The sequence below is a fragment of the Amycolatopsis sp. NPDC104819 genome, assembly GCF_055583145.1.
The window spans coordinates 324,980-347,946 of sequence record NZ_JBVJON010000004.1; the positions used below are offsets into that span (position 1 = coordinate 324,980).

Sequence of the window (22,967 nt, forward strand, 5' to 3'; positions counted from 1 at the left end):
GTCGATCCGCCGAATCCGCACCGCCTGGCAAGCGGGGTAACGCGGAGGGACGCAGGCGGGTTTCCGGTCTCGGCGGTGTCGGATTCCGCATCCTCCGAATGGAGGACGCAAACCCCTGTGGTGGAGGCGCTCCAGCTGTGTTTCGCACGGCCGAAGAGCTCATCTCCCGTATCGGGGGGCAGTTACGCCGGTTCGCGATCAGAAGCGAGCGGCAGTCCGCTGATCCGCCTGGAGGCGTGGATCGGTCAGGAAGGACATGTGTGAGCAACACCGATCTTTTGAGCGACGTGGGTAGCAGCGCCGCGGAGTCGAACGGCAGCACCCCCGCTCCCAAGAAGACGGTCGGCGGGTTGACCGGTAAGACCGTGGCGGAACTGCGTTCGCTGGCTGGGGAGCTCGGCGTCGGCGAGACGACGGGCATGCGCAAGGGCGACCTGATCGCCGCGATCCGCGAGCGTCAGGGCAAGTCCCGCAAGCGTCCGGCCGCCGAGACGCTGCCCCTGGAGGGCGTCGGCGAGCCGGTCAAGGCTCCGAAGCGCGAGCCCAAGGCCGAAGCGCCGTCGGCGCCGGCCGAGACCAAGCCGGAGCCGCAGGCCGAGGCCCCGGCGGCGAGCGCGCCCGCGGTGGACGCCCCGCCGCAGGAGCGCCCGCAGCAGGACCGGCAGGACAAGCAGGACGGCCCGCAGGGCCAGGACGGCCAGCCCGAGGAGGGCGGCCGCAGCCGGCGCCGCCGCGGGTCGAACCGCGCCGCCGGCGCGCCCGAGGGGCAGGGCGGCGACCGTCAGCAGGGTGAGCGCCAGCAGGGTCAGGGCGGCGACCGCCAGCAGGGCGGCGGCAACAACCGTGACCAGCAGCGTCAGGGCGGCGGCAACCGCAACGACAACCGTCAGGACGGCAACCGCCAGCGCAACCAGCAGGACGGCGGCAACCGCGGCGGGCAGGACAACCGCGACAACCGCAACCAGCAGCCGGACGACGACGAGGAAGGCGGCCGCCGCGGCCGTCGCTTCCGCGACCGTCGTCGCCGGGGCAGTGGTGGCGGCCAGCGTGACGGCGGTTCGCCGGACACCGAGATCCGCGAGGACGACGTCCTGCTGCCCGTCGCGGGCATCCTGGACGTGCTCGACAACTACGCGTTCGTGCGCACCTCCGGCTACCTCGCCGGCCCGAACGACGTGTACGTGTCGCTCTCGCTGGTCCGCAAGTACGGCCTGCGCCGCGGTGACGCCATCACCGGCGTCGTGCGCCAGCCGCGTGACGGCGAGCAGCAGCGGCAGAAGTTCAACCCGCTGGTGCGCGTCGACTCGATCAACGGCCTGGAGCCGGACGAGGCCAAGCGCCGTCCCGACTTCACCAAGCTGACCCCGCTGTACCCGAACGAGCGGCTGCGCCTCGAGACCGAGTCGCACAAGCTCACGACCCGCGTGATCGACCTGATCATGCCGGTCGGCAAGGGGCAGCGCGCCCTGATCGTGTCGCCGCCGAAGGCCGGTAAGACCACGATCATGCAGGACATCGCGAACGCGATCTCCACGAACAACCCCGAGTGCCACCTGATGGTCGTCCTGGTCGACGAGCGTCCGGAAGAGGTCACCGACATGCAGCGCTCGGTGAAGGGCGAGGTCATCGCCTCGACCTTCGACCGGCCGCCGTCCGACCACACGTCGGTCGCGGAGCTGTCGATCGAGCGGGCCAAGCGCCTGGTCGAGATGGGCCACGACGTCGTCGTGCTGCTCGACTCGATCACCCGGCTCGGGCGTGCGTACAACCTGGCGGCCCCGGCGTCCGGCCGGATCCTGTCCGGTGGTGTCGACTCGACCGCGCTCTACCCGCCGAAGCGGTTCCTCGGCGCGGCGCGCAACATCGAGAACGGCGGCTCGCTGACCATCTTCGCCACGGCGATGGTGGAGACCGGGTCGACGATGGACACGGTCATCTTCGAAGAGTTCAAGGGCACCGGTAACGCCGAGCTCAAGCTCGACCGCAAGATCGCCGAGCGCCGGGTGTTCCCGGCCGTCGACGTCAACCCGTCGGGTACTCGTAAGGACGAGCTGCTGCTCTCGCCGGACGAGCTGGCCGTGACCGTGAAGCTGAGCCGGGTGCTGCACGCGCTCGACTCGCAGCAGGCCATCGACCTGCTGATCTCGCGGCTGCGCAAGACGAAGACGAACGTCGAGTTCCTGATGCAGGTCTCGAAGACCGCCCTCGGTGGCGGCGAAGACGACTGAGCGCGTACGCCGGAGGCCTCCCCGCGGTCGGCGCGAGGAGGCCTCCGGCGCGTTCGGAATACCAGGTCAGCGGGGTGCGTTCCAGTGATCGTCAGCCCGTCTGGCAGAATTATCCGCTGAAGTCCGGCGCCGGTTCACCCCGTGGACGACTGGGGACCCGGAGCCAACGAGAGAGGACACCATGAAGAGCGGCATTCACCCCGAGTACGTGGTCACCGAAGTGAACTGCGACTGCGGAAACAGCTTCACCACGCGCAGCACCAAGACCAGCGGCAACATCCACGTCGAGATCTGCTCGAACTGCCACCCGTTCTACACGGGCAAGCAGAAGATCATGGACACCGGTGGCCGGGTCGCGCGCTTCGAGGCTCGCTACGGCAAGCGGCAGAAGAAGGACGCCGACGCCAAGTAGCTTTTTTCACGGCGCCCACCCGCACGCGCGGGTGGGCGCCGTTGCTTTGTCCGCGGAACCGAGCTGAGAGGTGGCAGAGGTGGATTCGAGCTCGCTCAAGGGGCTGCTCGCCGAGCACGCGGAGCTGGAGACGCAGCTCGCGGACCCCGCGGTGCACGCCGACCAGGCGCGCGCCCGCAAGCTCGGCCGCCGCTACGCCGAGCTGACGCCGGTGGTGCGGGCCGTCCACGAGCTCGACACGGCCCGCGACGACCTCGCGGCCGCGCGGGAGATGGCGTCGGAGGACGCGGAGTTCGCCGCGGAGGCCGAGGAGCTGAGCGCGAAGATCCCCGACCTGGAGTCGAAGCTCACCGAGCTGCTGCTGCCGCGCGACCCGTACGACGGCTCCGACGTCGTGATGGAGATCAAGTCCGGCGAGGGCGGCGAGGAGTCGGCCCTGTTCGCCGGCGACCTGCTGCGGATGTACCTGCGCTACGCCGAGCGCCACGGCTGGAAGGCCGAAGTGCTCGACTCGGTCGACTCCGACCTGGGCGGCTTCAAGGACGTCACACTCTCGATCAAGACGAAGTCGGCGGTCGTCGACGGCGTCTGGTCCCGCCTGAAGTTCGAAGGCGGCGTGCACCGCGTCCAGCGCGTGCCGGCGACGGAGTCGCAGGGCCGGATCCACACGTCGGCGTCCGGGGTGCTGATCTACCCCGAGCCGGAGGAGGTTGAGGTCGAGATCGACCCGAACGACCTGCGCATCGACGTGTTCCGCTCGTCCGGCCCGGGCGGCCAGAGCGTCAACACGACCGACTCGGCGGTGCGGATCACGCACCTGCCGACCGGCATCGTCGTGTCGTGCCAGAACGAGAAGTCCCAGATCCAGAACCGCGCGCGGGCCCTGCAGGTGCTGCAGGCCCGCCTCCAGGCGATCGCGGAGGAGGAGGCGGCGGCCAAGGCGTCGGACGCGCGCAAGTCGCAGGTCCGCACGGTCGACCGCTCGGAGCGGATCCGGACGTACAACTTCCCGGAGAACCGCATCTCCGACCACCGGGTGAACTACAAGGCGTACAACCTGGACCAGGTCCTCGACGGCGACTTGGACGGTGTGCTGGACGCCCTGGCGACGGCGGACCGCGAAGAACGCCTGGCGGCCTCGGCCGGCTGACGTCGTGTCGACGCTCCAATCACGCGTGTCGGCTCCCTGATCACGCTTGTCGACCCTCGACGCACACGAACCGGCCTGCCGGCGTGTCCGGAGGGCCGACACGCGTGAACTCGAGGTGGTGCTCTATGTCCGCAACCTGGCGAGCAGCTGCGGGCGCTGGGCGAAGCCGCCCCGAACGTCATCGGGGTGAAGTACGCGGTGCCGAATCCCGTGCGGTTCGGCTCGGTCGCGCGCGTGATTGAGCGGTCGACACGCGTGATCGGGGAGCCGACACGGCCCGTCTGCGCTGGTCGGCGACCAGCGCGTCGTCCTCGACGGCTGCCCAAAGCGGTCAGCGGACGGCGGGCGATTCCGGCTCGCGGAAGGCGTCGAACACCTCGGTGACGGGCTCGTCCTCCTCCAGCGCCGGCTCCGACGCAGGCGGCACCGGCTTCGGGAAGAAGCTGATCACCCCGAACACCAGGGCCAGGAACGTCGGGAACAGCGTCAGCAGCTGGTGCTTCACCCCCTCGACACCCTCACCGAGCGCCGAGAGGCCGAACTGGCCCACCGCGAACAGCAGCAGGAAGAACACGACGATCCCGAACTCGCGCCGGTGGCGGCGGAACGCGCGGATGCCGGCCCAGCCGATCAGCAGCCAGAACGGCACCAGCACGAACAGCCCCAGCGGCGCCGCCAGCGCGGACAGCCCGGAGAACACCGGCACGCGGAACTCCTGGGCCATCTGCGGGAACCCGGCCGACTCGGCGAAGCTGCCCAGCCGGGCCGGCCGCGCCGTCAGGGTGTCGACCGCGCCCTGCTGGAGGATCTGGGCCGTGCGCAGCGGGTGGGACGCGTAGTACTGGACCACGTTGCGGCGGCTGATCTTGTCGCGGAAGCCGTTGTAGTCGGCGTCCGTCCACGGGCTCGCTTCCCACCAGCCCTTGCCGATGAACTTCTTCGCGCTCGGCGGGAGGCCCAGCGCGTCCAGGTCGGCGTCGGTGTTGTGCTTGCCGTCCACGATGCTGTCGAACACGACGTGGAACATGTTCGCTTCGCGGTACTCGGCGTTCGCCGGGTCGCCGTGGGACTGGACCAGCGCCGTCCCCGCGCCGACGACCACCAGCACGCCCAGCGGCAGCACCCAGCGCGCGAGGCCGCGCTTCCCGAGCGGCCGGACCAGCACCAGGGCGAGCACCAGCAGCGGGATCAGCAGCAGCGTCTGCGACTTCGCGTTGATGCCGATCAGCGCGCCCACGACGGTCAGCGCCGCGCCCCAGTAGCGCCACGCGCCTGCGCGGTGCATCAGCAGCAGCCCGCCCGTGGTCAGCAGCATCCCCACGAACCCGGCGCCCTCGCTGAGCACCGACGCGAAGTAGCCGAAGAACGCCGAGTCGGCCATCACCAGCAGCAGCAGCACCGCCGCGATGACGCGGTAGCGGGTGCTCAGGTCCAGCGCGAGGACGGTCGCCGCGACACCCACCGCGACCAGCACGCACGTGATCGCGCCGAGCACCAGCAGGTTGAGCTCCGCCGACGAGCCGAGCACCTTCCCCAGCTTGCTCGCGAACCAGTCGAACCAGGCCTGGCTCGAGATGTAGTCGCTCTTGCACGCCGACCCCGGGCCGTAGCTGAAGTGCACGTAGAACTCGGACTTCAGCTCCGGGTGCCGGCCGCCGAGGTCGCACAGGAGGCGCCAGCCGTCGCCGTTGTCCGCCATCCCGACCGGCCTCGGCACGAGGAACCGGAGCAGCAGCACGCCCAGCGAAAGGACGAAGACGCCCAAGCCGAAGCGCAGTTCACGAGTACGCACTCGGAACAGCGTACGAGATCACGCAGAGTCGGCGGGCGCTGCACCGGGAACGGGCGAAACGGGCCGGTGCCGGAACACCACGTAGTGGTAGAGCAGGTAGTTCCAGAACAGCCCGACGACGATCGCCGCGCCCTTCGGCACCAGCAGGTTGACCCCCGGGAACAGGTGGCTGACCAGCGTGATCACGCCGAACTGGACCACCCAGAGCCCGAACGCCGTCACGCCGAAGAACAGCAGCGCCTGGCGGCGGATGTCGCCGTCCTTCGCGCGGAAGGTGAAGTTCCGGTTCAGCGTGAACGACAGCAGCATGCCCGCGGTCGTCGAAATGAAGTTGGCCAGGAACGTCGGCACGCCGAGCGTCGCCAGCAGCGCGTACCCCAGCGCGTCGACCAGGGTGTTGCCGATCCCGACGATCCCGAAGCGGACCTGCGTCGCGGTGACGAACCTCATCGGGCGGCGCTCCGGTTCTCGGCGGGCTGCCCGGTGCGCACCGACGCCACCGTGTACAGCGGCCGGTTCTGCACCTGCGAGTACGTGCGGCCGACGTAGCTGCCGAGCACGCCGAGCATGATGATCTGGATGCCGCCGAGGAAGAACATCGCGATGGTGATGAACGCCCAGCCGGGCACCGCGGTCTCCGGCGCGAACAGCTTCACGCCGACGACGTAGAGCACGCCGAGGAAGCTCAGCAGCGAGATCAGGTACCCCATCCGAGTGATCATCCGCAGCGGCGTCGTCGAGAACCCGAGGATGCCGTCGGCGGCGAAGCGCAGCATCTTCGTGAGCGGGTAGCCGGTCACGCCGGCGTGGCGCTTGTCGCGGTCGAACAGCACCGCGGTCTGCTTGAACCCGACGTAGCTGACCAGGCCGCGCAGGAACCGGTCGCGTTCGCGGTACCTGCGCAGCTCGTCGACGACCTTGCGGTCGACCAGCCGGAAGTCGCCGGTGTTCTTCGGGATGTCCACCGCGGCCATCTTCCGCAGGAACCAGTAGAACGCGCTCGCGGTGAACCGCTTGAACGGCGGGTCCTGGCGCGACCGCCGTTGCGCGTAGACGACGTCGTAGCCCTCTTCCCACTTCTCGAGCAGCTCGAGCGCCACCCGCGGCGGGTCCTGCAGGTCGCTGTCCATGATGATCACGGCGTCCGCGTCGACCAGGTCGAGCCCGGCGGTGACGGCCATCTGGTGCCCGAAGTTGCGGGACAGCTCGACGACCGTGACCCGGGCGTCGCGCGCGCCGAGCTCGGTGAGCCGCTCCAGGGAGGCGTCACGGCTGCCGTCGTCGACGTAGACGAAGCTGAACTCGTACCGCCCGGCCAGCGGCGCGGTGACCTCGTCGACCGTGCGGTGCAGCAGGTCGACGTTCTCTTCCTCGTTGTAGATCGGGAAGATGAACGCGACCCGGCGGCGCTGGGCCGGCTCGTTCGGCACGGGCACTCCCGGAGGTCGGTGTCACGGTCATCTTAGGAACCGGCGGCCGCTTCGCCAGCCACGGTGTCCGGTTCCATTCTGGCGGTGACCGCTGTTACGCGGGCGTTTGTCACCCGCGTGAGCCGGGCACGGCCCGCGCGGGTGCCTCGATACGCTGGACGGCGGAGGACCGGCGCGTGTCCTGACGGGGGAGTTCCGCCTGGTGTGCCAGGCTTGACGAGGTGAAGGACGACGAGTGAATCGGCAGCCGCTGCGCCTGGCCATCATCGAGGCCACCCGGATTCTCGAGCGGGCCGGTGTCGCCTCACCGCGGTTCGACGCCGAGGTGATCGCCGCGCACGTGCTCGGGGTCGAACGCGGGCGGCTGCCCATGGTGCCGCTGGTCGACCCGCCCGTCATCGAGGCCATCGGGCAGCTCGTCCAGCAACGCGCGAAGCGGATCCCGCTGCAGTACCTGACCGGCTGGGCCGCGCTCGGGGAGATCACCGTCGCGGTCGGGGCCGGCGTGTTCGTGCCGCGGCCGGAGACCGAGCTGCTGCTCGAGTGGGGCGTCAAGTTCCTGCAGGGCCGGGAGTACCCGGTCGTGGTGGACCTGTGCACCGGTTCCGGGGCGCTCGCCCTGGGTGTCGCGCACGCCCGGCCGGACGCGGTCGTCTACGCGGTGGACGTCGACCCGCAGGCGCTGGCCTGGGCGCGGCACAACGCGGACGTCCACGCCGACGCCGGCAACACCCCGATCCGGCTGTACTCCGGGGACATCGGCGACCCGACGATGTTCGCCGAGCTCGACGGCCTGGTCGACCTGGTGCTGTGCAACCCGCCGTACGTCCCGGAGGGGACCCCGGTGCCCCCGGAGGTCGCCGAGCACGACCCGCCACGCGCGGTGTTCGCGGAGGAGAGCGGCCTGGCGGTGATCCGCCACGCGATCGCGGCGGGCGCGCGCCTGCTGCGCCCGGGCGGCGGCCTGGCGATCGAGCACGACGACACGCACGGCTCGGCGGTCCCGGCCCTGGTGCGCGCGCGGCGAGTGCTGACCGGCGTCGAGGACCACCCGGACCTGACGGGGCGCGCGCGGTTCGTCACGGCTCGACGGCTGGGCTGAGCGGCGGCGCGGCTGACAAACCGGCCAGACTTTCGTCGTGGGGCAAGCGGGTAAACCTCCCTCCGCGGCAGAACGGGGACAGCTCGGCTCAATACGGTCGATCACCGGGACCCACCACCCCCGTGGGTGTCCAGTGAAGGAGCCGCAGATGCGTTCCAGAACCCCGAAAGCGCTCGCCCTGCTCGCCGCCGTCACGGTCCTGACCGGGCTCGGCACGGGCACGGCCGCCGCCGCGCCGCTCACCCGTGGCTGGCCGGCCCCGATCGACGCCGCGCACTGGGAGAACCAGGACCACATGACCTGGTCCGACTACCAGAAGGTGCCCGGCACGAACTGGGCCGACCCCAGCCTCAAGCCCACCCAGCGCACCTTCAAGGGCGCCGTCGTCCTCGCCGACTACCCGGACCAGGACTTCGTCGTGACGAAGCCGGCGAACTCGACGATCTTCGGCAACCCGGGCCCCGCCGCCGCGAACATCCCGCGGGCCGGCGTCGCGAAGTACTACCAGGACTTCCTCAACAAGCCCGAGGCGCTCAACAACGGGCACACCATCAACGAGTACTGGATGGAGGACTCCGGCGGCCGGTTCGGCGTGCAGCTGACCGCGTTCGGGGCGTACCGGATGCCCGGGAAGTCCTACGAGTACGGCATGGAGTTCCAGCCGAGCGCCTGCCCGCCGAGCGCGAACTGCAACCGGGACATCCGCACCGACGCCAACGCCGCCTGGCGCGCCGACGTCGGGGACACCGCGAACCAGTTCGACTTCGTCTTCTACCTCTCCGCCGGCCAGGACGAGAGCTCGACCTGGCAGGAGTTCGGCGAGATGAAGTTCGGCGCCAAGGAGAACGTGCCCGACGCGTTCGGCCCGCCGAACCACGACCTGCCCAACTACGCGGCGACCCGGTATGTCCCGTGGACGTCGTGGGCGTCGGCCGCCAGCATCTGGCCGAACGCGCAGGACGGCAGCTCGGTGCAGGCCGAGAGCTCGGGCCAGTCGACCTACGCGCACGAGTTCAGCCACATCCTGGGCATCGGCGACAACTACAACAACCCGTTCGGGGTCCCGCCGTCCCGCAGCTACAGCGGGCCGTGGGACATGCTTTCGCGCGGCACGTTCAACGGGCCCGGCGGGCCGCACACCCGCTGGCAGATCCCGGCGACGCAGGGCAGCTCGATGGGCGCCCAGCACCAGCTGCGCAACAAGCTGAAGCTCGGCATCGTCGACCCGGCGGACGTCCTGCAGCTCGACCGCGACGAGCTGGCGAAGACGGGCCCGGTCAGCGCGCGCCTGACCGCTCGGGAGACCGAGGCGCAGCCCGGCGCGTTCACCGGGCTGAACATCAAGCTCACCGGCGGGGACAAGGCGCCGAAGTGCGACCGCGCCAAGGACCCGTTCTGCGACGGCGGCGGGTACGACAACTACACCGTCGAGGTGGTCGACCGGATGGGCGCGGACTCCTTCGCGCCGGACTCCGGCGTCATGATCACCAAGACGAAGAACAAGGACAACGCGCCGTTCGACTGGGTGATCGACGCCAACCCGCAGGACATCGGCATCACCGACTACACCAAGCCGGACGGCACCCCGGTGAAGATCACCGTCGGGGACTACCGGCAGCTCAACGACGCCCTGTTCAAGGCGGGCACCGAGGCGGCGAGCCCGTACGAGTACACCGACCAGGCGAACCGGCTGCGGTTCCTGGTCACCGACCTCGCCCGGGACCGCCGCGGCATCCTGTCGTACACGGTCACGGTCGCCTCGCTGGACGGCGCGGGCAGCCAGGCGCGCGGCGCCGCGGTGACCCCGGCGCTGCCGGCGTTCACCCGCGACGGGCTCGCGACCTGCGACTTCGGCCTGCTCAACACGGGCTCGGCGCGCGGCGCGAAGGCGCCGTACGACACCGACACCTACCGGCTGAGCGTCTCGACGGACGCGAAGGGCTGGCAGGTGCGGCTGCCGAACGAGCTGGCGACGGCGAAGTTCGGCCAGTTCACGAAGGTCGCTGCCTTCGCGAAGCGCGGCGGCGGTGACCTCGCGGCCCGGGTGAAGCTGACGGCGACCTCGGTGAGCGACCCGTCGAAGACCGCGACGGCGAGCTGCACGGCGTTCGGCTTCTGACCGCGGCCCTCGTGAGTGGTTAGGAGGGTTCTAACCCTCCTGACCACTCACGAGGCTAGGCTGACCGCCATGAGCGTGGTCTACGACTGCAGCAAGCGTGACTCCCGGGCCGACGGGCTGGCCGCGGCGGCGGGTGCGGTCCGGTCGAGCAGGCTGGTCGTCCTGCCGACCGACACGGTCTACGGCATCGGCGCCGACGCGTTCGACGCGGGCGCCGTCCAGGCGCTGCTGCGAGCGAAGAACCGCGGCCCGGACATGCCGGTCGGCGTGCTCGTCGGCTCCTGGTCCACTGTGGACGGACTGGTGCTCGGCGTGCCCCCGCAGGCGCGCGCGCTCATCGAGGCGTTCTGGCCGGGCGACCTGTCCATCGTGCTCCCGCACGCGCCGAGCCTGCAGTGGAACCTCGGCGACGCGCGCGGCACCGTGATGCTGCGGATGCCGCTGCACCCGGTGGCGCTGGAGCTGCTGCGCGACGTCGGCCCGATGGCCGTCTCGAGCGCGAACGTCTCCGGCCGGCCGCCGGCGAGCACCGCGCAGGAGGCGCAGGAACAGCTGGGCGACTCGGTCGCGGTGTACCTCGACGGCGGCTCCAGCGGCGAGGCCGTCGCATCGACCATTGTGGACCTCACCGGCGCCGAACCGGTGGTGCTGCGCGAGGGCGCCGTGGCCAAGGCAGCCGTGGCGGAGGTGCTCGGTGTGCCCGCGGAAACGTTGGCGTGAAGCCGGATCAGGCCGGGAACCGCGGCACGATAGCGTGTCGCGGGTGACCCCGACCCCGCGAGCGTGACGCCCCCGTGCCGCCCACATCCGGTCTGCTCCCCATCCGGGAATACATCCTCGTCGCGCTGACCGCGACGGCCGTGACCTACCTGCTCACCGGTCTCGTGCGCCGGCTCGCGATCCGCGTCGGCGCGATCGCCAACCCGCGGGCGCGCGACGTCCACGTCGCCCCGATCCCGCGGATGGGCGGGATCGGCATCTTCCTCGGCGTCGCCGGCGCGATGGGCCTGGCCCACCAGCTGCCCGCGCTGTCCCACGGCTTCGACGCCTCGTTCGACTCGGTCGGCGTGCTGCTCGCGGCCGGGGTCATCTCGCTGATCGGCGCGCTCGACGACCGGTTCGAGCTCGACGCGTGGACGAAGCTCGCCGGCCAGGTCATGTGCGCCGGGATCCTGGTCATCTTCGGGGTGCAGTGGGTGTCGTTCTGGGTGCCGTGGGGCGGGCAGGGCGACTCGTTCGGCTCGGTGCTGGTGCTGGACAAGAACCAGGGCGCGCTGCTCACCGTGCTGATGGTCGTGGTGATGGTCAACGCGATGAACTTCGTCGACGGCCTCGACGGGCTGGCCGGCGGCCTCGGGTTCATCGCGGCCGCGGCGACGTGCGCGTTCTCGCTCGGGCTGCTCGACAGCTCCGGCGGCGACGTCGGCACGTACCCGCCCGCGCTGATCGCGGCCACGCTCGCCGGGGCGTGTCTGGGTTTCCTGCCCTACAACTTCCAGCCGGCCAAGATATTCATGGGCGACTCCGGCTCGATGATGATCGGCCTGATGCTCGCGGGCGCGACGACGTCGGCCTCCGGGCGCGTGCCCTACCCGCAGTTCAGCGGCAAGGACGCGATCGCGCTGCTGTCCCCGCTGGTGGTCGTGGCGGCGGTGCTGTTCGTGCCGCTGCTGGACCTGATCATGGCGGTCGTCCGGCGCACCCGCCGCGGCGAAAGCCCGTTCGCGGCGGACAAGATGCACCTGCACCACCGGCTGCTGGAGATCGGGCACTCCCAGCGTCGCGCGGTGCTGCTGATCTACTTGTGGGCGGGGATCCTGGCGTTCGGCGCGGTGTCGGTGACGCTCTTCGACGACGCCGCGGCGCTGTGGATCATCGGCGCCGGGCTGGTGTTCGCGGTGGTGGTTTCGGTCATCCCGCGGATGCGCTCGCGCCACCAGCCCGGCGCCTGATCCGCCGGGTTCTCTACACTCGGGTGTCGAACCGAGCAGGGAGCCAGTCGTGAGCGAGACCGAAACGCAGGAGAACCCCCACGCCAAGCCCGTGGTGGAGGCGGCCCGCGCGATGACGAAGGCTTCGCTGGTGGCGACCGTGCCCGCGGTGGTGGTCTGCATCGTCCTCTTCAGCATCCTCAACGGACTGCACGGCTTCCTCGGCTCGCTGGTCGGCGCCGTGCTGGCGATGCTTGCGTCGCTCTCCACACTGGGCATGATGCGCTTCAGCGCGGGCATGGACCCGATGTTCACCATGGTCATCGCGCTCGGCGGGTACGTCGTGAAGGTCATCGTGCTCTTCGGGGCGCTGACCCTGCTGAAGGGCGTCACGGCCCTGCACCCGATGTCGCTCGGGATCACCATGATCGTCGCCATCCTGGTGGCCGCCGCGGCCGAGTTCGCGGCCTTCCGCAAGACCAAGCTCCCGACGATCATCCCCTCCTGACCACCGCCGGGCCCCTCACGCAGGGTGAGGCGGCCTGCCGCCGCCCGAGTGTGACCGGGGCCACTCCCGTGCGCTTTCGAGCGCCCCTCCAGGACCCCCTCGACGGGCTCGCCTGCGGCGTTGGAGACGGGGTCCCGCCCGGCTCCGGACCTGGGTCCCGGGACCACCCGGGACCTAAGTCCTGGGCTGATCGGTTGGTATGGAGTACGCCTGTACGGCACTGATTGACCTGCTGGTATGGTCCGCGTCAAGGGTGGCGGCCTCGGCCGCACGCTCCCTAAGACGAACCGCGATCAGCAGTGTGGCGACCGTGTAGTTCCGCCTCTTCCGCCGCTGGTCCGAAGTAGACCGCAGGGCAGTGTTCACGCGAGACAACCCCGTGTGCAGAACGTGAAGCCGTGTTCATCGCACAGTGGGGCAGCCGCCTCCGGCGTCCCGATACGTATCGGGTACGTTAAGTCCAGATCGTGACGATTCCCCCGGCGGAGTGAACGCCGGCCGGGAGAACCGGAAGGAGCCCAGTGGGCGCGCTGGTACTGGCCGAGGGAGCGGTGTTCGCACCGCCCGGAGCCGAAAGCTTCATCTTGCCGCCGATCTTCGGCTCGGTCACCAAGCCGATGCTGCTGGTCGTGCTTTCGGTCGTGATCATCGCGACGTACTTCCTGCTGGCGACCCGCAAGCTGCAGGTCGTGCCGGGCAAGGGGCAGTTCGTCGCCGAGTCCATCTACGACTTCAGCCGCAACAACATCGCGCGCGAACAGATCGGCAGCAAGGACTTCAAGCGGTTCGTCCCTGTCATCTTCGCGCTGTTCACCTTCATCCTGGTGAACAACCTCTACGGCGTCATCCCCGTGCTGCAGTTCCCGACCATGGCGCGCTTCGGTTTCCCGGTCGCGCTGTCGGTCCTCGTGGTCTACCCCGTGTACCACTTCGTCGGGATCAAGAAGCACGGCCTGGGTGGGTACCTCAAGAAGGAGCTCGCGCCGCCCGGAGTTCCGCCGATGGTGCTTCCGCTGTTCGCACTGATCGAGTTCGCGGAGAAGTTCTTCCTCAACCCGCTGACGCTCGCCATCCGTGTTTTCGCGGCGATGTTCGCCGGTCACCTGATCCTCGCCGTGTTCACCCTGGGCGGCACCTTCCTGCTGACGGAGACGTCCGGCTGGGCCCTGAAGCCGGTTTCGCTGGTGGCGTGGATCTTCGCCATCGGGCTGACCTTCCTCGAGGCCTTCATCCAGGTGCTGCAGGCCTACATCTTCGCCCTGCTGTCGGCCGGGTACATCGGCGCCGCGCTGGCGTCGGAGCACTGAGAACACAAGCCCCCGATCCACGCGAGCGCGTGGACCGAAGTGAAGGGAAATGCACGTGAGCAACATCGTTCTGGCCCAGCAGGCCGCCGAGGCCGTCAACCTGAACAAGGGTCTCGCCGCCATCGGCTACGGCCTCGGCGCCATCGGCCCGGGCATCGGTGTGGGTCTGATCTTCGCCGCCGTCATCAACGGCACCGCGCGTCAGCCGGAGGCGCAGAGCAAGCTCCAGGGCATCGGTTACGCGACCTTCGTGCTGACCGAGGTGCTCGCCCTGATCGGTATCGTCATCTACTTCATCGCCTCCGCCTGAGCCCGTCCAGCTCGCCGCTTAAGGAGACGTTGTCGTGACGAACGAACTGGTTCTGGCATCGGAAACGCCGTTGCCGATCGTGCCGGACATTTCCGAGCTCATTCTCGGCATCGTCGCCTTCCTGATCCTGCTGTTCATTCTCAAGAAGTACGTCGTCCCTCGTTTCGAGAAGGCGTACGAAGAGCGTGCGCAGAAGATCGAGGGAGGCATCGAGAAGGCCGAGAAGGCCCAGGCCGAAGCCGAAGAGGCGCTGGCCAAGTACCGGGCGCAGCTCAACGACGCCCGGTCCGAGGCCGCGAAGATCCGCGACGACGCCCGGCTCGAAGCCGAGCAGATCAAGGCGGAGCTGCGAGCCGAGGCCGAGGCCGAGTCCCAGCGGATCATCGCCCAGGGCCAGGCCGCGCTGCAGGCCCAGAAGGCGCAGATCATCGCCGAGCTGCGGGCCGACATGGGCCGCAACGCCGTGGAGCTGGCCAGCCGCATCGTCGGTGAGTCGCTCGAAGACGAGGCGCGCCGTCGTGGCACCGTCGACCGGTTCCTCGCGGAGCTGGACACCGCCGGTGCTGCTGGTGGGGCGGGGAAGTAGACCGGAATGACGCTGCATGCTGCGAGCCGTGAAGCGCTCGGCCTCGCCGAGGAACGCCTCGGCGAGGTTCTGGCCGACGCGGGAGCCGACGCGGCCACGGTCGGCGACGAGCTGCTCTCGGTCGTCGACCTGCTGGACCGTGAGATCGGCCTGCGCCGGGCCGTGAGCGACGCCTCGACGACGCCGGAGGCGCGCACCGGGCTGGTGCGCCGGCTGTTCGACGGCAAGCTCTCGGAACCGGCGCTGAAGGTGCTCGACGCCGTGGCGGGCAGCCGCTGGTCCAGCCCCCGCGAGCTGACCGACGGGCTCGAGTCGCTCGGTCGCTCGGCGCTGCTGACCGCGGCCGAGAAGACCGGGAACGTCGACACCGTCGAGGCCCAGCTGTTCCAGGTCGCGCGGATCGTGGCCGGCGCCCCGGAGCTGGAGACGGCGCTCTCCGACCTGGCCGGCCCCGCCGACGCCAAGCGCACCCTGGTGCGCGGGCTGTTCGCCGACAAGGTGGACGTCGTCACCGAGACCCTCGTCGAGCAGGTCGTGCGCCGGGCCAAGGGCCGCGGCGTCGGCGTCGGGCTCGACAAGCTGGTCAAGCTGGCCGCGGAACGCCGTGAACGCTCGGTCGCGTACGTGACCAGCGCGAACGCTCTGTCCGACGAGCAGACCGCCCAGCTGGGCGCGAAGCTCAACGACATCTACGGGCGGCAGATCGCGCTGCACGTCGAGGTCGACCCGCGGCTCGGCGGCGGGCTCGTCGTCCGCGTCGGCGACGAGGTCATCGACGGGAGCGCGGCGGGTCAGCTGGCGGCCCTGCGCAGGCGGCTGGCCCGGGCATAGCTCCAGGTCACCCAAGACTTTGCATACTGGCAAGAACGAAGCGAGAGCGGGAAAGACATGGCCGAGCTGACGATCTCCTCGGATGAGATCCGTAGCGCGATCGAGAACTACGTCTCGAGTTACGCCCCGGACGTGAGCCGGGAAGAAGTTGGCATCGTGGTGGACGCCGGTGACGGCATCGCCCACGTCGAGGGCCTGCCCTCGGCCATGGCCAACGAGCTGCTCGAGTTCCCCGGCGGCGTCCTGGGCGTCGCACTGAACCTGGACGCGCGCTCCATCGGCGCCGCGATCCTCGGCGACTTCGAGAGCGTCGAAGAAGGCCAGCAGGTCAAGCGCACCGGTCAGGTCCTGTCGGTGCCGGTCGGCGACGGCTACCTCGGCCGCGTCGTCAACCCGCTGGGCGCCCCGATCGACGGCCTCGGCGACATCGAGACCACCGACCGCCGCCCGCTGGAGGTCAAGGCCGCTTCGGTGGTCGAGCGCCAGCCGGTGTCGGAGCCGCTGCAGACCGGCATCACCGCGATCGACGCGATGACCCCGATCGGCCGCGGCCAGCGCCAGCTGATCATCGGTGACCGCAAGACGGGCAAGACCGCCGTCGCCGTGGACACGATCATCAACCAGAAGGCCAACTGGGAGACCGGCGACCCGCAGAAGCAGGTTCGCTGCATCTACGTCGCGATCGGCCAGAAGGGCTCCACGATCGCGGCCGTGAAGAAGTCCCTCGAGGACTCCGGCGCGATGGAGTACACCACCATCGTCGCGGCGCCCGCGTCCGACTCCGCCGGCTTCAAGTGGATCGCGCCGTACACCGGCTCGGCCATCGGCCAGCACTGGATGTTCGAGGGCAAGCACGTCCTCATCGTGTTCGACGACCTGACCAAGCAGGCCGACGCGTACCGCGCGATCTCGCTGCTGCTGCGCCGCCCGCCGGGCCGCGAGGCCTTCCCCGGCGACGTCTTCTACTTGCACTCCCGTCTCCTCGAGCGGTGCGCGAAGCTCTCGGACGAGCTGGGCGCCGGCTCGCTGACCGGGCTGCCGATCATCGAGACGAAGGCCAACGACGTGTCGGCCTACATCCCGACGAACGTCATCTCGATCACCGACGGCCAGTGCTTCTTCCAGTCGGACCTGTTCAACGCCGGTCAGCGCCCGGCCATCGACGTGGGTATCTCGGTCTCCCGCGTGGGTGGCGCCGCGCAGGTCAAGGCGATGAAGTCGGTTTCCGGCTCGCTCCGCATCGACCTGTCGCAGTACCGCGAGCTGGAGGCGTTCGCCGCCTTCGCCTCGGACCTCGACGACGCGTCGAAGGCGCAGCTCGAGCGCGGCGCCCGCCTGTACGAGGTGCTCAAGCAGCCGCAGTACTCGCCGATCCCGGTCGAGGAGCAGGTCTGCACGGTGTGGCTGGGCACGAACGGCCACTACGACTCGGTCCCGACCGAGGACGTGCGCCGCTTCAACCACGAGTTCCTCGACTCGGCGCGCCGCAAGCACGACGACGTCCTGGGCGCGATCCGCGACTCGGGCAAGTTCGAGGACTCGACCGCCGAGAAGCTGGTCGCCGCGGTGAACGAGTTCAAGAAGGAGTTCACCACCTCCGAGGGCAAGCAGCTCGAGGAGAACGCGGACGCCATGGAATCCGACAAGGTCGGGCAGGAGACCGTCAAGGTCAACAAGCCCGCCCCGAAGAAGTGAGCTGGTAGCTCATGGCCGCACAACTCCGGGAACTCCGGTCGCGCATCAAGGCGACCAAGTCGATCGGCAAGATCACCAAGGCGATGGAGCTCATCGCCACCGCGCGCATCACCAAGGCGCGGGCGCGGGTCGCCGCTTCCCGGCCGTACGCGGACGAGATCACCAAGGTGCTCTCGGCGCTGGCCGGCGCGGCCACCACGCTCGACCACCCCATGCTGGTCGAGCGCCCGAACCCGAAGCGGGCCGCCGTCCTGGTCGTGACCAGTGACAAGGGCCAGTGCGGTGGGTACAACTCCAACGTGCTGCGCGCGACCGAAGAGCTGCTCGCCCTCCTCCGTTCGGAGGGCAAGGAGCCCGAGGTCTACGTCACCGGCAACAAGGGGCTGAACTACTACCGGTTCCGGGGCCGCGAGGTCGTGGACGGCTGGACGGGCTTCTCCGACCAGCCGGGCTACGCGAACGCGGTCGCGGCCGGCGACGCCCTGGTCGAGTCGTTCATGCGGGGCGTCGACGACGAGCACGGCAACGCCGACGGCATCACGGGTGTCGACGAGATCCACATCGTCTACACCGAGTTCGTGTCGATGCTGACCCAGCGGCCGACGGCCAAGCGCGTCGCGCCGCTCGAGGTCGAGTACTCCGAAGGCGAAGAGGAGAAGCCCGCCGGGCTGCTCCCCAGCTACGAGTTCGAGCCGAGTGCCGACAAGCTGCTGGACGCGCTCCTGCCGAAGTACATCAACACGCGTCTGTACGCGGCCTTCCTCGAGTCGGCCGCGTCCGAGCTGGCCGCGCGCCGCACGGCGATGAAGGCCGCCTCGGACAACGCGAACGAGCTGGTGGGCAACCTGACGCGGGAGATGAACCAGGCCCGCCAGGCGCAGATCACCCAGGAGATCTCCGAAATCGTCGGTGGCGCGAACGCGCTCACCGCAGCAGGAAGTGATGATTGATGACCAGTACTGAAGCCCCGCGCGCCAAGGGGCGCATCGTCTCGGTGACCGGGCCGGTCGTCGACGTCGAGTTCCCGCGCGGTTCCGTTCCCGACCAGTTCAACGCGCTCAAGGTCGAAATCGAGTTCGAGCAGCTGCGCAAGACCGTGACGCTCGAGGTCGCCTCCCACCTGGGTGACAACCTCGTCCGCACGATCTCGCTCCAGCCGCAGGACGGCCTGGTCCGCGGCGCCGAGGTCACCGACACCGGCAAGCCGATCACCGTGCCGGTGGGTGACAAGGTCAAGGGCCACGTCTACAACGCGCTCGGCGAGTGCCTCGACGAGCCCGGCTACGGCGACGACCTCGAGCGCTGGGGCATCCACCGCAACCCGCCGTCCTTCGACCAGCTCGAGGGCAAGACGGAGATGCTGGAGACCGGCCTGAAGGTCGTCGACCTGCTCACCCCGTACGTCCAGGGTGGCAAGATCGGCCTCTTCGGCGGTGCCGGCGTGGGCAAGACGGTGCTCATCAAGGAGATGATCACCCGTGTCGCCCGGAACTTCGGTGGTACGTCGGTGTTCGCCGGGGTCGGCGAGCGCACCCGTGAGGGCAACGACCTCTTCCTGGAGATGAGCGAAGACGGCGTCATCAACGACACCGCCCTCGTGTTCGGCCAGATGGACGAGCCGCCGGGCACGCGTATGCGCGTCGCCCTGTCCGCGCTGACCATGGCGGAGTACTTCCGCGATGTGCAGAACCAGGACGTGCTGCTGTTCATCGACAACATCTTCCGGTTCACCCAGGCCGGTTCCGAGGTGTCGACCCTGCTGGGCCGCATGCCTTCGGCCGTGGGTTACCAGCCGACGCTGGCCGACGAGATGGGCCAGCTGCAGGAGCGGATCACCTCGACCCGGGGCCGGTCGATCACCTCGATGCAGGCGATCTACGTCCCCGCGGACGACTACACCGACCCCGCGCCGGCCGCGACGTTCGCCCACCTGGACGCCACCACCGAGCTTTCGCGTGGTGTCTTCCAGAAGGGCATCTTCCCGGCGGTGGACCCGCTGGCGTCGACGTCGACGATCCTCGACCCGGCGATCGTCGGTGAGGACCACTACCGCGTGGCCTCCGAGGTCATCCGGATCCTGCAGAAGTACAAGGAGCTGCAGGACATCATCGCGATCCTCGGTATGGACGAGCTCTCGGAAGAGGACAAGCTCACCGTCCAGCGGGCCCGCCGGATCGAGCGCTTCCTCTCGCAGAACATGCTGGTCGCGGAGGCGTTCACGCAGATCCCGGGCTCGACGGTGCCGCTGTCGGAGACCATCGAGTCGTTCGACCGCATCTCCAAGGGTGACTTCGACCACTACCCGGAGCAGGCGTTCCTGGGCATCGGTGGCCTCGAAGACCTCGAGAAGAAGTACAAGGAAATCACCAAGAAGTGAGTTCCCGACCGCGGCGGGGGCAGTGTCCATTGTGGACTCGCGCCCCCGCCGTCGTCATAGCAGGAGACAGACCTATTACACTCGGTGGTAACACCCCGAGCGAAGGAGTGCTACGTGGCCGAGATGTCCGTGGAGCTGGTGGCTGTCGAGCGCCGTCTCTGGTCGGGTACCGCCACTTTTGTGGTGGCCCAGACCACCGAGGGTGAGATCGGCATCATGGCCGGCCACGAACCCGTGCTCGGGCAGCTCGTCGAGGGTGGTGTGGTCAAGGTGACGACCACGGACGGTGAGACGGTCTGCGCCGCGGTGCACGGTGGTTTCCTCTCCGTGACCGGCACCGGGGTGAGCATCCTCGCCGAGAGCGCCGAGCTGTCCGACGAGATCGACGTCAGCGCGGCCAAGGCGGCCCTGAACGCCGATGACGAGACCGAGCGGACGAGGGCCACCGCCCAGCTCCGCGCGGCAGGTCAGTCGGCCTGAGCGGGAGACGGGCAGGAGCCGGGCCGTGACGATCACCGTGGTGGTAACCGGGCTCCTGATCGTGCTCGTCGTGCTGGTCGGGTGGTACGGCCAGCGCTGGATCCGGATGCGCCGTGGCGGGGGTGTGAGCGTCGCGCTGCGGTGGCGTCCGGACAACGCGCGCGCGGGCTGGCACCTGGGGCTGGGCCGCTACGAGGGTGACGAGTTCGTCTGGTACCGCGTGTGGAGCCTGCGGACCGGCCCGGACCGCGTCTTCCAGCGCGAAAGCATGCAGATCGCCGACCGGCGCGACCCCTCCGGCAGTGAGGCCTACGCCGTCCCCGAGGGGGCGACCGTGCTGCGCTGCGAGTCCGAGACCCAGGAGGCGATCGAGATCGCCATGGGCCCAGGCGCGCTGACCGGCTTCCTGTCGTGGCTCGAATCCGCCCCGCCGGGGCGACGTCTCCCGCGCGCGTCCTGAGGCTGTCTCAAACCGAGACAGCCACGCCCGCGGTTTTGGCCTACGGTTGAGGGCATGATCTTCATCGTGGTCAAGTTCCCGGTCAAGCCGGAGCACGCGGAAGCCTGGCCGGACATCGTCGCGGACTACACCAAGAACACCCGCGGCGAGGCGGGCAACCGGTTCTTCGAGTGGTCGCGCAGCCTCGAGGACAAGAACACGTACGTGCTGGTCGAGGGCTTCGAAGGCCAGGACGCCGCGGTCGCGCACGTCGGCTCCGAGCACTTCAAGTGGGCGGTCGCGAACCTGGGCGCCTACATCAGCGACCACCCGCAGATCATCAACGTCCAGGACGCCTCCGACTGGGGCCCGATGGCGGAGATCCAGCCCCACTAAACTGGGGTCCGTGACTCTCGTCGAGATCCCCGGCTCCAAGTCCGTCACCGCCCGTGGCCTGTTCCTGGCCGCCGCCGCGCACGGCACCACGACCCTCGGTCGTCCGCTGCATTCGGACGACACCGAGGGCTTCGCCGAGGGGCTCGTCAAGCTCGGTTACCGCGTCGACCGGCAGCCGGGTGCGTGGACGATCGAAGGCCGTCCCTCCGGCCCCGGAGTCGCGTCCGCCGAGGTTTTCTGCCGCGACGGCGCCACGACGGCCCGGTTCCTGCCCGCGCTGGCCGCGGCCGGCACCGGGACGTTCCACTTCGACGCGTCCGACCAGATGCGCCGCCGCCCGCTCGGCCCGCTGACCGACGCGCTGCAGGAGCTGGGCGTCGACCTGACCTTCGAGGGCGAGCCCGGGCACCACCCGCTGACCGTGCGCGCGAACGGCGTCAAAGGCGGTTCGCTGACCCTCGACGCCGGGCTGTCGTCGCAGTTCCTGACCGCGTTGCTGCTGCTCGGGCCGCTGACCGCGGAGGGGCTGCGCATCACGGTCACGGACCTGGTGTCGGTGCCGTACGTCGAGATCACGCTGGAGATGATGCGCCGCTTCGGGGTCGAGGTCCGGCGTGAAGGCCAGACGTTCGTCGTGCCGCCTGCGCCGTACCAGGCGTGTGAGTACCCGGTGGAGCCCGACGCGTCGACGGCCAGCTACTTCCTCGCCGCGGCGGCGGTCACCGGCCGCACGGTGACCATCCCGGGGCTGGGTTCGTCCGCGCTGCAGGGCGACGTCCGCTTCGTCGACGTTCTGGAGCAGATGGGCGCGCACGTGTCGCTGGAGCCGGATTCGGTGACGGTCGCCGGGCCGTCGGACGGCCTGCGCGGTGTCACGGTGAACATGCGCGACATCTCCGACACGGTCCCGACTCTGGCGGCGATCGCGCCGTTCGCTTCGGGCCCGGTGCGCATCGAGGACGTCTACAACACGCGCATCAAGGAGTGCGACCGCCTGGACGCGTGCGAGGAGAACCTGCGCGCGCTCGGCATCTCAGTCGAGACGGGCCGCGACTGGATCGAGATCCAGCCCGGCACGCCCACCGGAGCCCTGGTCAAGTGCCGCCGCGACCACCGGATCGCGATGGCGTTCAGCATCACCGGCCTGCGGACGCCCGGCATCACCCTGGACGACCCGGAGTGCGTGAAGAAGACCTTCCCCGGCTTCCACCAGGCGCTGGGGGCGCTGCGGGAGAGCTGGGGGATCTAGGGCTGCCCGCCCGGCGCCCACAGCACGTCACCCTCGGGGTTCGCCAGCCGCGCGAGGATGAACAGCAGGTCCGAGAGCCGGTTCATGTACTTCACCGCGACCGGGTTCGTCGCCTCCGGCTCGGCCTCGTACAGCGCCCACGCGCTCCGCTCCGCCCGGCGCGACACCGTGCGCGCCTGGTGCAGGAACGCCGCGCCCGGCGTGCCCCCGGGCAGGATGAACGACGTCAGCTTCGGCAGGCGGTCGTTGAACTCGTCGCACCAGCCCTCGAGCCGCTCGACGTACTTCTCCGTGATGCGCAGCGGCGGGTACGGCGGGTCGTCGGAGATCGGGAGGCACAGGTCCGCGCCGACGTCGAAAAGATCGTTCTGCACCGTGCGCAGGACATCCTTGAGCTCGTCCGGCAGCGCGCCCAGCGCGACGGCCAGGCCGATGACCGAGTTCGCCTCGTCGGTGTCGGCGTAGGCGCCCAGGCGCGGGGACGTCTTCGGCACGCGGGACCCGTCGCCGAGCGCGGTCGTGCCGCTGTCGCCGACCTTCGTGTAGACCCGGTTGATGCGAACGACCATGAACCCACCATAGCGGCCCCCGCCCGGGCCGAATCCGGGCGAGAGGGCATGATTGG

At 69.6% G+C, this 22,967-nt stretch carries 23 protein-coding genes and 1 pseudogene; 20 read left to right on the forward strand and 4 right to left on the reverse strand.

The genetic code is table 11. The features are described 5' to 3' along the window. Positions 1-260: 260 nt before the first annotated feature. The 4 genes and pseudogenes from rho to ACZ63E_RS14310 form a co-directional block, all read left to right on the forward strand. The gene (gene rho / locus ACZ63E_RS14295) at positions 261-2,228 is read left to right on the forward strand and encodes a transcription termination factor Rho (protein WP_465336363.1); all 1,968 of its coding nucleotides are present in this window, start codon (positions 261-263) and stop codon (positions 2,226-2,228) included. A gap of 181 nt (positions 2,229-2,409) precedes the next feature. Next, entirely contained in the window at positions 2,410-2,640 is a 231-nt protein-coding gene (gene rpmE / locus ACZ63E_RS14300; protein WP_086863515.1) for a 50S ribosomal protein L31, read from the forward strand. Positions 2,641-2,719: 79 nt separating this feature from the next. Then, positions 2,720-3,790, forward strand: coding sequence for a peptide chain release factor 1 (prfA, locus tag ACZ63E_RS14305; protein WP_465312703.1), 1,071 nt, complete (start codon positions 2,720-2,722; stop codon positions 3,788-3,790). 106 nt (positions 3,791-3,896) lie between these two features. Then, positions 3,897-4,024: pseudogene (locus ACZ63E_RS14310) on the forward strand (dihydrodipicolinate synthase family protein); the annotation flags it as partial. A 97-nt stretch (positions 4,025-4,121) separates the two neighbouring features. Here ACZ63E_RS14310 and wsfD read toward each other — a convergent pair. Genes wsfD through ACZ63E_RS14325 form a run of 3 tightly spaced genes read right to left on the reverse strand, consistent with a single transcriptional unit; the run spans position 4,122 to position 7,012 of the window. Continuing rightward, the gene (wsfD, locus tag ACZ63E_RS14315) at positions 4,122-5,582 is read right to left on the reverse strand and encodes a glycan biosynthesis hexose transferase WsfD (protein ID WP_465336364.1); all 1,461 of its coding nucleotides are present in this window, start codon (positions 5,580-5,582) and stop codon (positions 4,122-4,124) included. An 18-nt stretch (positions 5,583-5,600) separates the two neighbouring features. Then, on the reverse strand, positions 5,601-6,032 hold the full coding sequence (locus ACZ63E_RS14320) for a GtrA family protein (protein WP_465336365.1): 432 nt from the start codon (positions 6,030-6,032) through the stop codon (positions 5,601-5,603). Further along, on the reverse strand, positions 6,029-7,012 hold the full coding sequence (locus ACZ63E_RS14325) for a glycosyltransferase family 2 protein (RefSeq protein ID WP_465336366.1): 984 nt from the start codon (positions 7,010-7,012) through the stop codon (positions 6,029-6,031). Before ACZ63E_RS14325 ends, ACZ63E_RS14320 begins: the two co-directional genes overlap by 4 nt. A 235-nt stretch (positions 7,013-7,247) precedes the next feature. Between ACZ63E_RS14325 and prmC the strand changes: the two genes are divergently transcribed. The 16 genes from prmC (at position 7,248) to aroA (ending at position 22,342) form a co-directional block, all read left to right on the forward strand. Next, a complete protein-coding gene (prmC, locus tag ACZ63E_RS14330; RefSeq protein WP_465336367.1) occupies positions 7,248-8,114 on the forward strand; it encodes a peptide chain release factor N(5)-glutamine methyltransferase in 867 nt (288 codons plus the stop codon). 148 nt (positions 8,115-8,262) lie between these two features. Beyond that, positions 8,263-10,233, forward strand: a complete 1,971-nt coding sequence (locus ACZ63E_RS14335; RefSeq protein WP_465336368.1) for a M6 family metalloprotease domain-containing protein — start codon at positions 8,263-8,265, stop codon at positions 10,231-10,233. 69 nt (positions 10,234-10,302) lie between these two features. Continuing rightward, positions 10,303-10,953 carry an L-threonylcarbamoyladenylate synthase gene (locus ACZ63E_RS14340; RefSeq protein ID WP_465312696.1) on the forward strand — a complete coding sequence of 217 codons (651 nt, stop codon included), beginning with the start codon at positions 10,303-10,305 and terminating at the stop codon, positions 10,951-10,953. Positions 10,954-11,027: 74 nt separating this feature from the next. After that, a complete protein-coding gene (locus ACZ63E_RS14345; protein ID WP_465336369.1) occupies positions 11,028-12,185 on the forward strand; it encodes a glycosyltransferase family 4 protein in 1,158 nt (385 codons plus the stop codon). A gap of 49 nt (positions 12,186-12,234) precedes the next feature. Continuing rightward, positions 12,235-12,672: a hypothetical protein gene (locus ACZ63E_RS14350; protein ID WP_465336370.1), complete on the forward strand. Its 438-nt coding sequence runs from the start codon at positions 12,235-12,237 to the stop codon at positions 12,670-12,672. Positions 12,673-13,193: 521 nt separating this feature from the next. Beyond that, positions 13,194-13,979, forward strand: a complete 786-nt coding sequence (atpB, locus tag ACZ63E_RS14355; RefSeq protein ID WP_465312693.1) for a F0F1 ATP synthase subunit A — start codon at positions 13,194-13,196, stop codon at positions 13,977-13,979. 55 nt (positions 13,980-14,034) lie between these two features. Next, positions 14,035-14,289 carry an ATP synthase subunit c family protein gene (locus ACZ63E_RS14360; RefSeq protein ID WP_465312692.1) on the forward strand — a complete coding sequence of 85 codons (255 nt, stop codon included), beginning with the start codon at positions 14,035-14,037 and terminating at the stop codon, positions 14,287-14,289. Positions 14,290-14,323: 34 nt separating this feature from the next. Then, positions 14,324-14,875: a F0F1 ATP synthase subunit B gene (locus ACZ63E_RS14365; protein WP_465336371.1), complete on the forward strand. Its 552-nt coding sequence runs from the start codon at positions 14,324-14,326 to the stop codon at positions 14,873-14,875. 6 nt (positions 14,876-14,881) lie between these two features. Beyond that, positions 14,882-15,706 carry a F0F1 ATP synthase subunit delta gene (locus tag ACZ63E_RS14370; protein ID WP_465312690.1) on the forward strand — a complete coding sequence of 275 codons (825 nt, stop codon included), beginning with the start codon at positions 14,882-14,884 and terminating at the stop codon, positions 15,704-15,706. A 57-nt stretch (positions 15,707-15,763) separates the two neighbouring features. After that, a complete protein-coding gene (gene atpA, locus ACZ63E_RS14375; RefSeq protein ID WP_465336372.1) occupies positions 15,764-17,401 on the forward strand; it encodes a F0F1 ATP synthase subunit alpha in 1,638 nt (545 codons plus the stop codon). 11 nt (positions 17,402-17,412) lie between these two features. Beyond that, positions 17,413-18,351, forward strand: coding sequence for a F0F1 ATP synthase subunit gamma (locus tag ACZ63E_RS14380; RefSeq protein ID WP_465312688.1), 939 nt, complete (start codon positions 17,413-17,415; stop codon positions 18,349-18,351). Beyond that, entirely contained in the window at positions 18,351-19,778 is a 1,428-nt protein-coding gene (gene atpD / locus ACZ63E_RS14385; protein WP_285476233.1) for a F0F1 ATP synthase subunit beta, read from the forward strand. Before ACZ63E_RS14380 ends, atpD begins: the two co-directional genes overlap by 1 nt. Before the next feature lie 114 nt (positions 19,779-19,892). Further along, a complete protein-coding gene (locus ACZ63E_RS14390) occupies positions 19,893-20,258 on the forward strand; it encodes a F0F1 ATP synthase subunit epsilon (protein WP_465312687.1) in 366 nt (121 codons plus the stop codon). Positions 20,259-20,283: 25 nt separating this feature from the next. Next, positions 20,284-20,718 carry a DUF2550 domain-containing protein gene (locus ACZ63E_RS14395; RefSeq protein ID WP_465312686.1) on the forward strand — a complete coding sequence of 145 codons (435 nt, stop codon included), beginning with the start codon at positions 20,284-20,286 and terminating at the stop codon, positions 20,716-20,718. Positions 20,719-20,772: 54 nt separating this feature from the next. After that, positions 20,773-21,093 carry a putative quinol monooxygenase gene (locus ACZ63E_RS14400; RefSeq protein WP_465312685.1) on the forward strand — a complete coding sequence of 107 codons (321 nt, stop codon included), beginning with the start codon at positions 20,773-20,775 and terminating at the stop codon, positions 21,091-21,093. Between the two features lie 10 nt (positions 21,094-21,103). Beyond that, positions 21,104-22,342, forward strand: a complete 1,239-nt coding sequence (gene aroA, locus ACZ63E_RS14405) for a 3-phosphoshikimate 1-carboxyvinyltransferase (protein ID WP_465336373.1) — start codon at positions 21,104-21,106, stop codon at positions 22,340-22,342. Here the strand turns inward: aroA and ACZ63E_RS14410 are convergent. Continuing rightward, positions 22,339-22,911: a cob(I)yrinic acid a,c-diamide adenosyltransferase gene (locus ACZ63E_RS14410; protein WP_465336374.1), complete on the reverse strand. Its 573-nt coding sequence runs from the start codon at positions 22,909-22,911 to the stop codon at positions 22,339-22,341. The two genes, aroA and ACZ63E_RS14410, sit on opposite strands and share 4 nt — an antisense overlap. Positions 22,912-22,967 lie beyond the last annotated feature (56 nt).

Coding starts and splice junctions, on each gene's coding strand:
- rpmE (WP_086863515.1), top strand. CDS start 2,410: ATGAAGAGCGGCATTCACCCCGAGTACGTGGTCACCGAAGTGAACTGC.
- ACZ63E_RS14320 (WP_465336365.1), bottom strand. CDS start 6,032: ATGAGGTTCGTCACCGCGACGCAGGTCCGCTTCGGGATCGTCGGGATC.
- ACZ63E_RS14335 (WP_465336368.1), top strand. CDS start 8,263: ATGCGTTCCAGAACCCCGAAAGCGCTCGCCCTGCTCGCCGCCGTCACG.
- ACZ63E_RS14340 (WP_465312696.1), top strand. CDS start 10,303: ATGAGCGTGGTCTACGACTGCAGCAAGCGTGACTCCCGGGCCGACGGG.
- ACZ63E_RS14370 (WP_465312690.1), top strand. CDS start 14,882: ATGACGCTGCATGCTGCGAGCCGTGAAGCGCTCGGCCTCGCCGAGGAA.
- atpA (WP_465336372.1), top strand. CDS start 15,764: ATGGCCGAGCTGACGATCTCCTCGGATGAGATCCGTAGCGCGATCGAG.
- ACZ63E_RS14380 (WP_465312688.1), top strand. CDS start 17,413: ATGGCCGCACAACTCCGGGAACTCCGGTCGCGCATCAAGGCGACCAAG.
- atpD (WP_285476233.1), top strand. CDS start 18,351: ATGACCAGTACTGAAGCCCCGCGCGCCAAGGGGCGCATCGTCTCGGTG.
- ACZ63E_RS14400 (WP_465312685.1), top strand. CDS start 20,773: ATGATCTTCATCGTGGTCAAGTTCCCGGTCAAGCCGGAGCACGCGGAA.
- ACZ63E_RS14410 (WP_465336374.1), bottom strand. CDS start 22,911: ATGGTCGTTCGCATCAACCGGGTCTACACGAAGGTCGGCGACAGCGGC.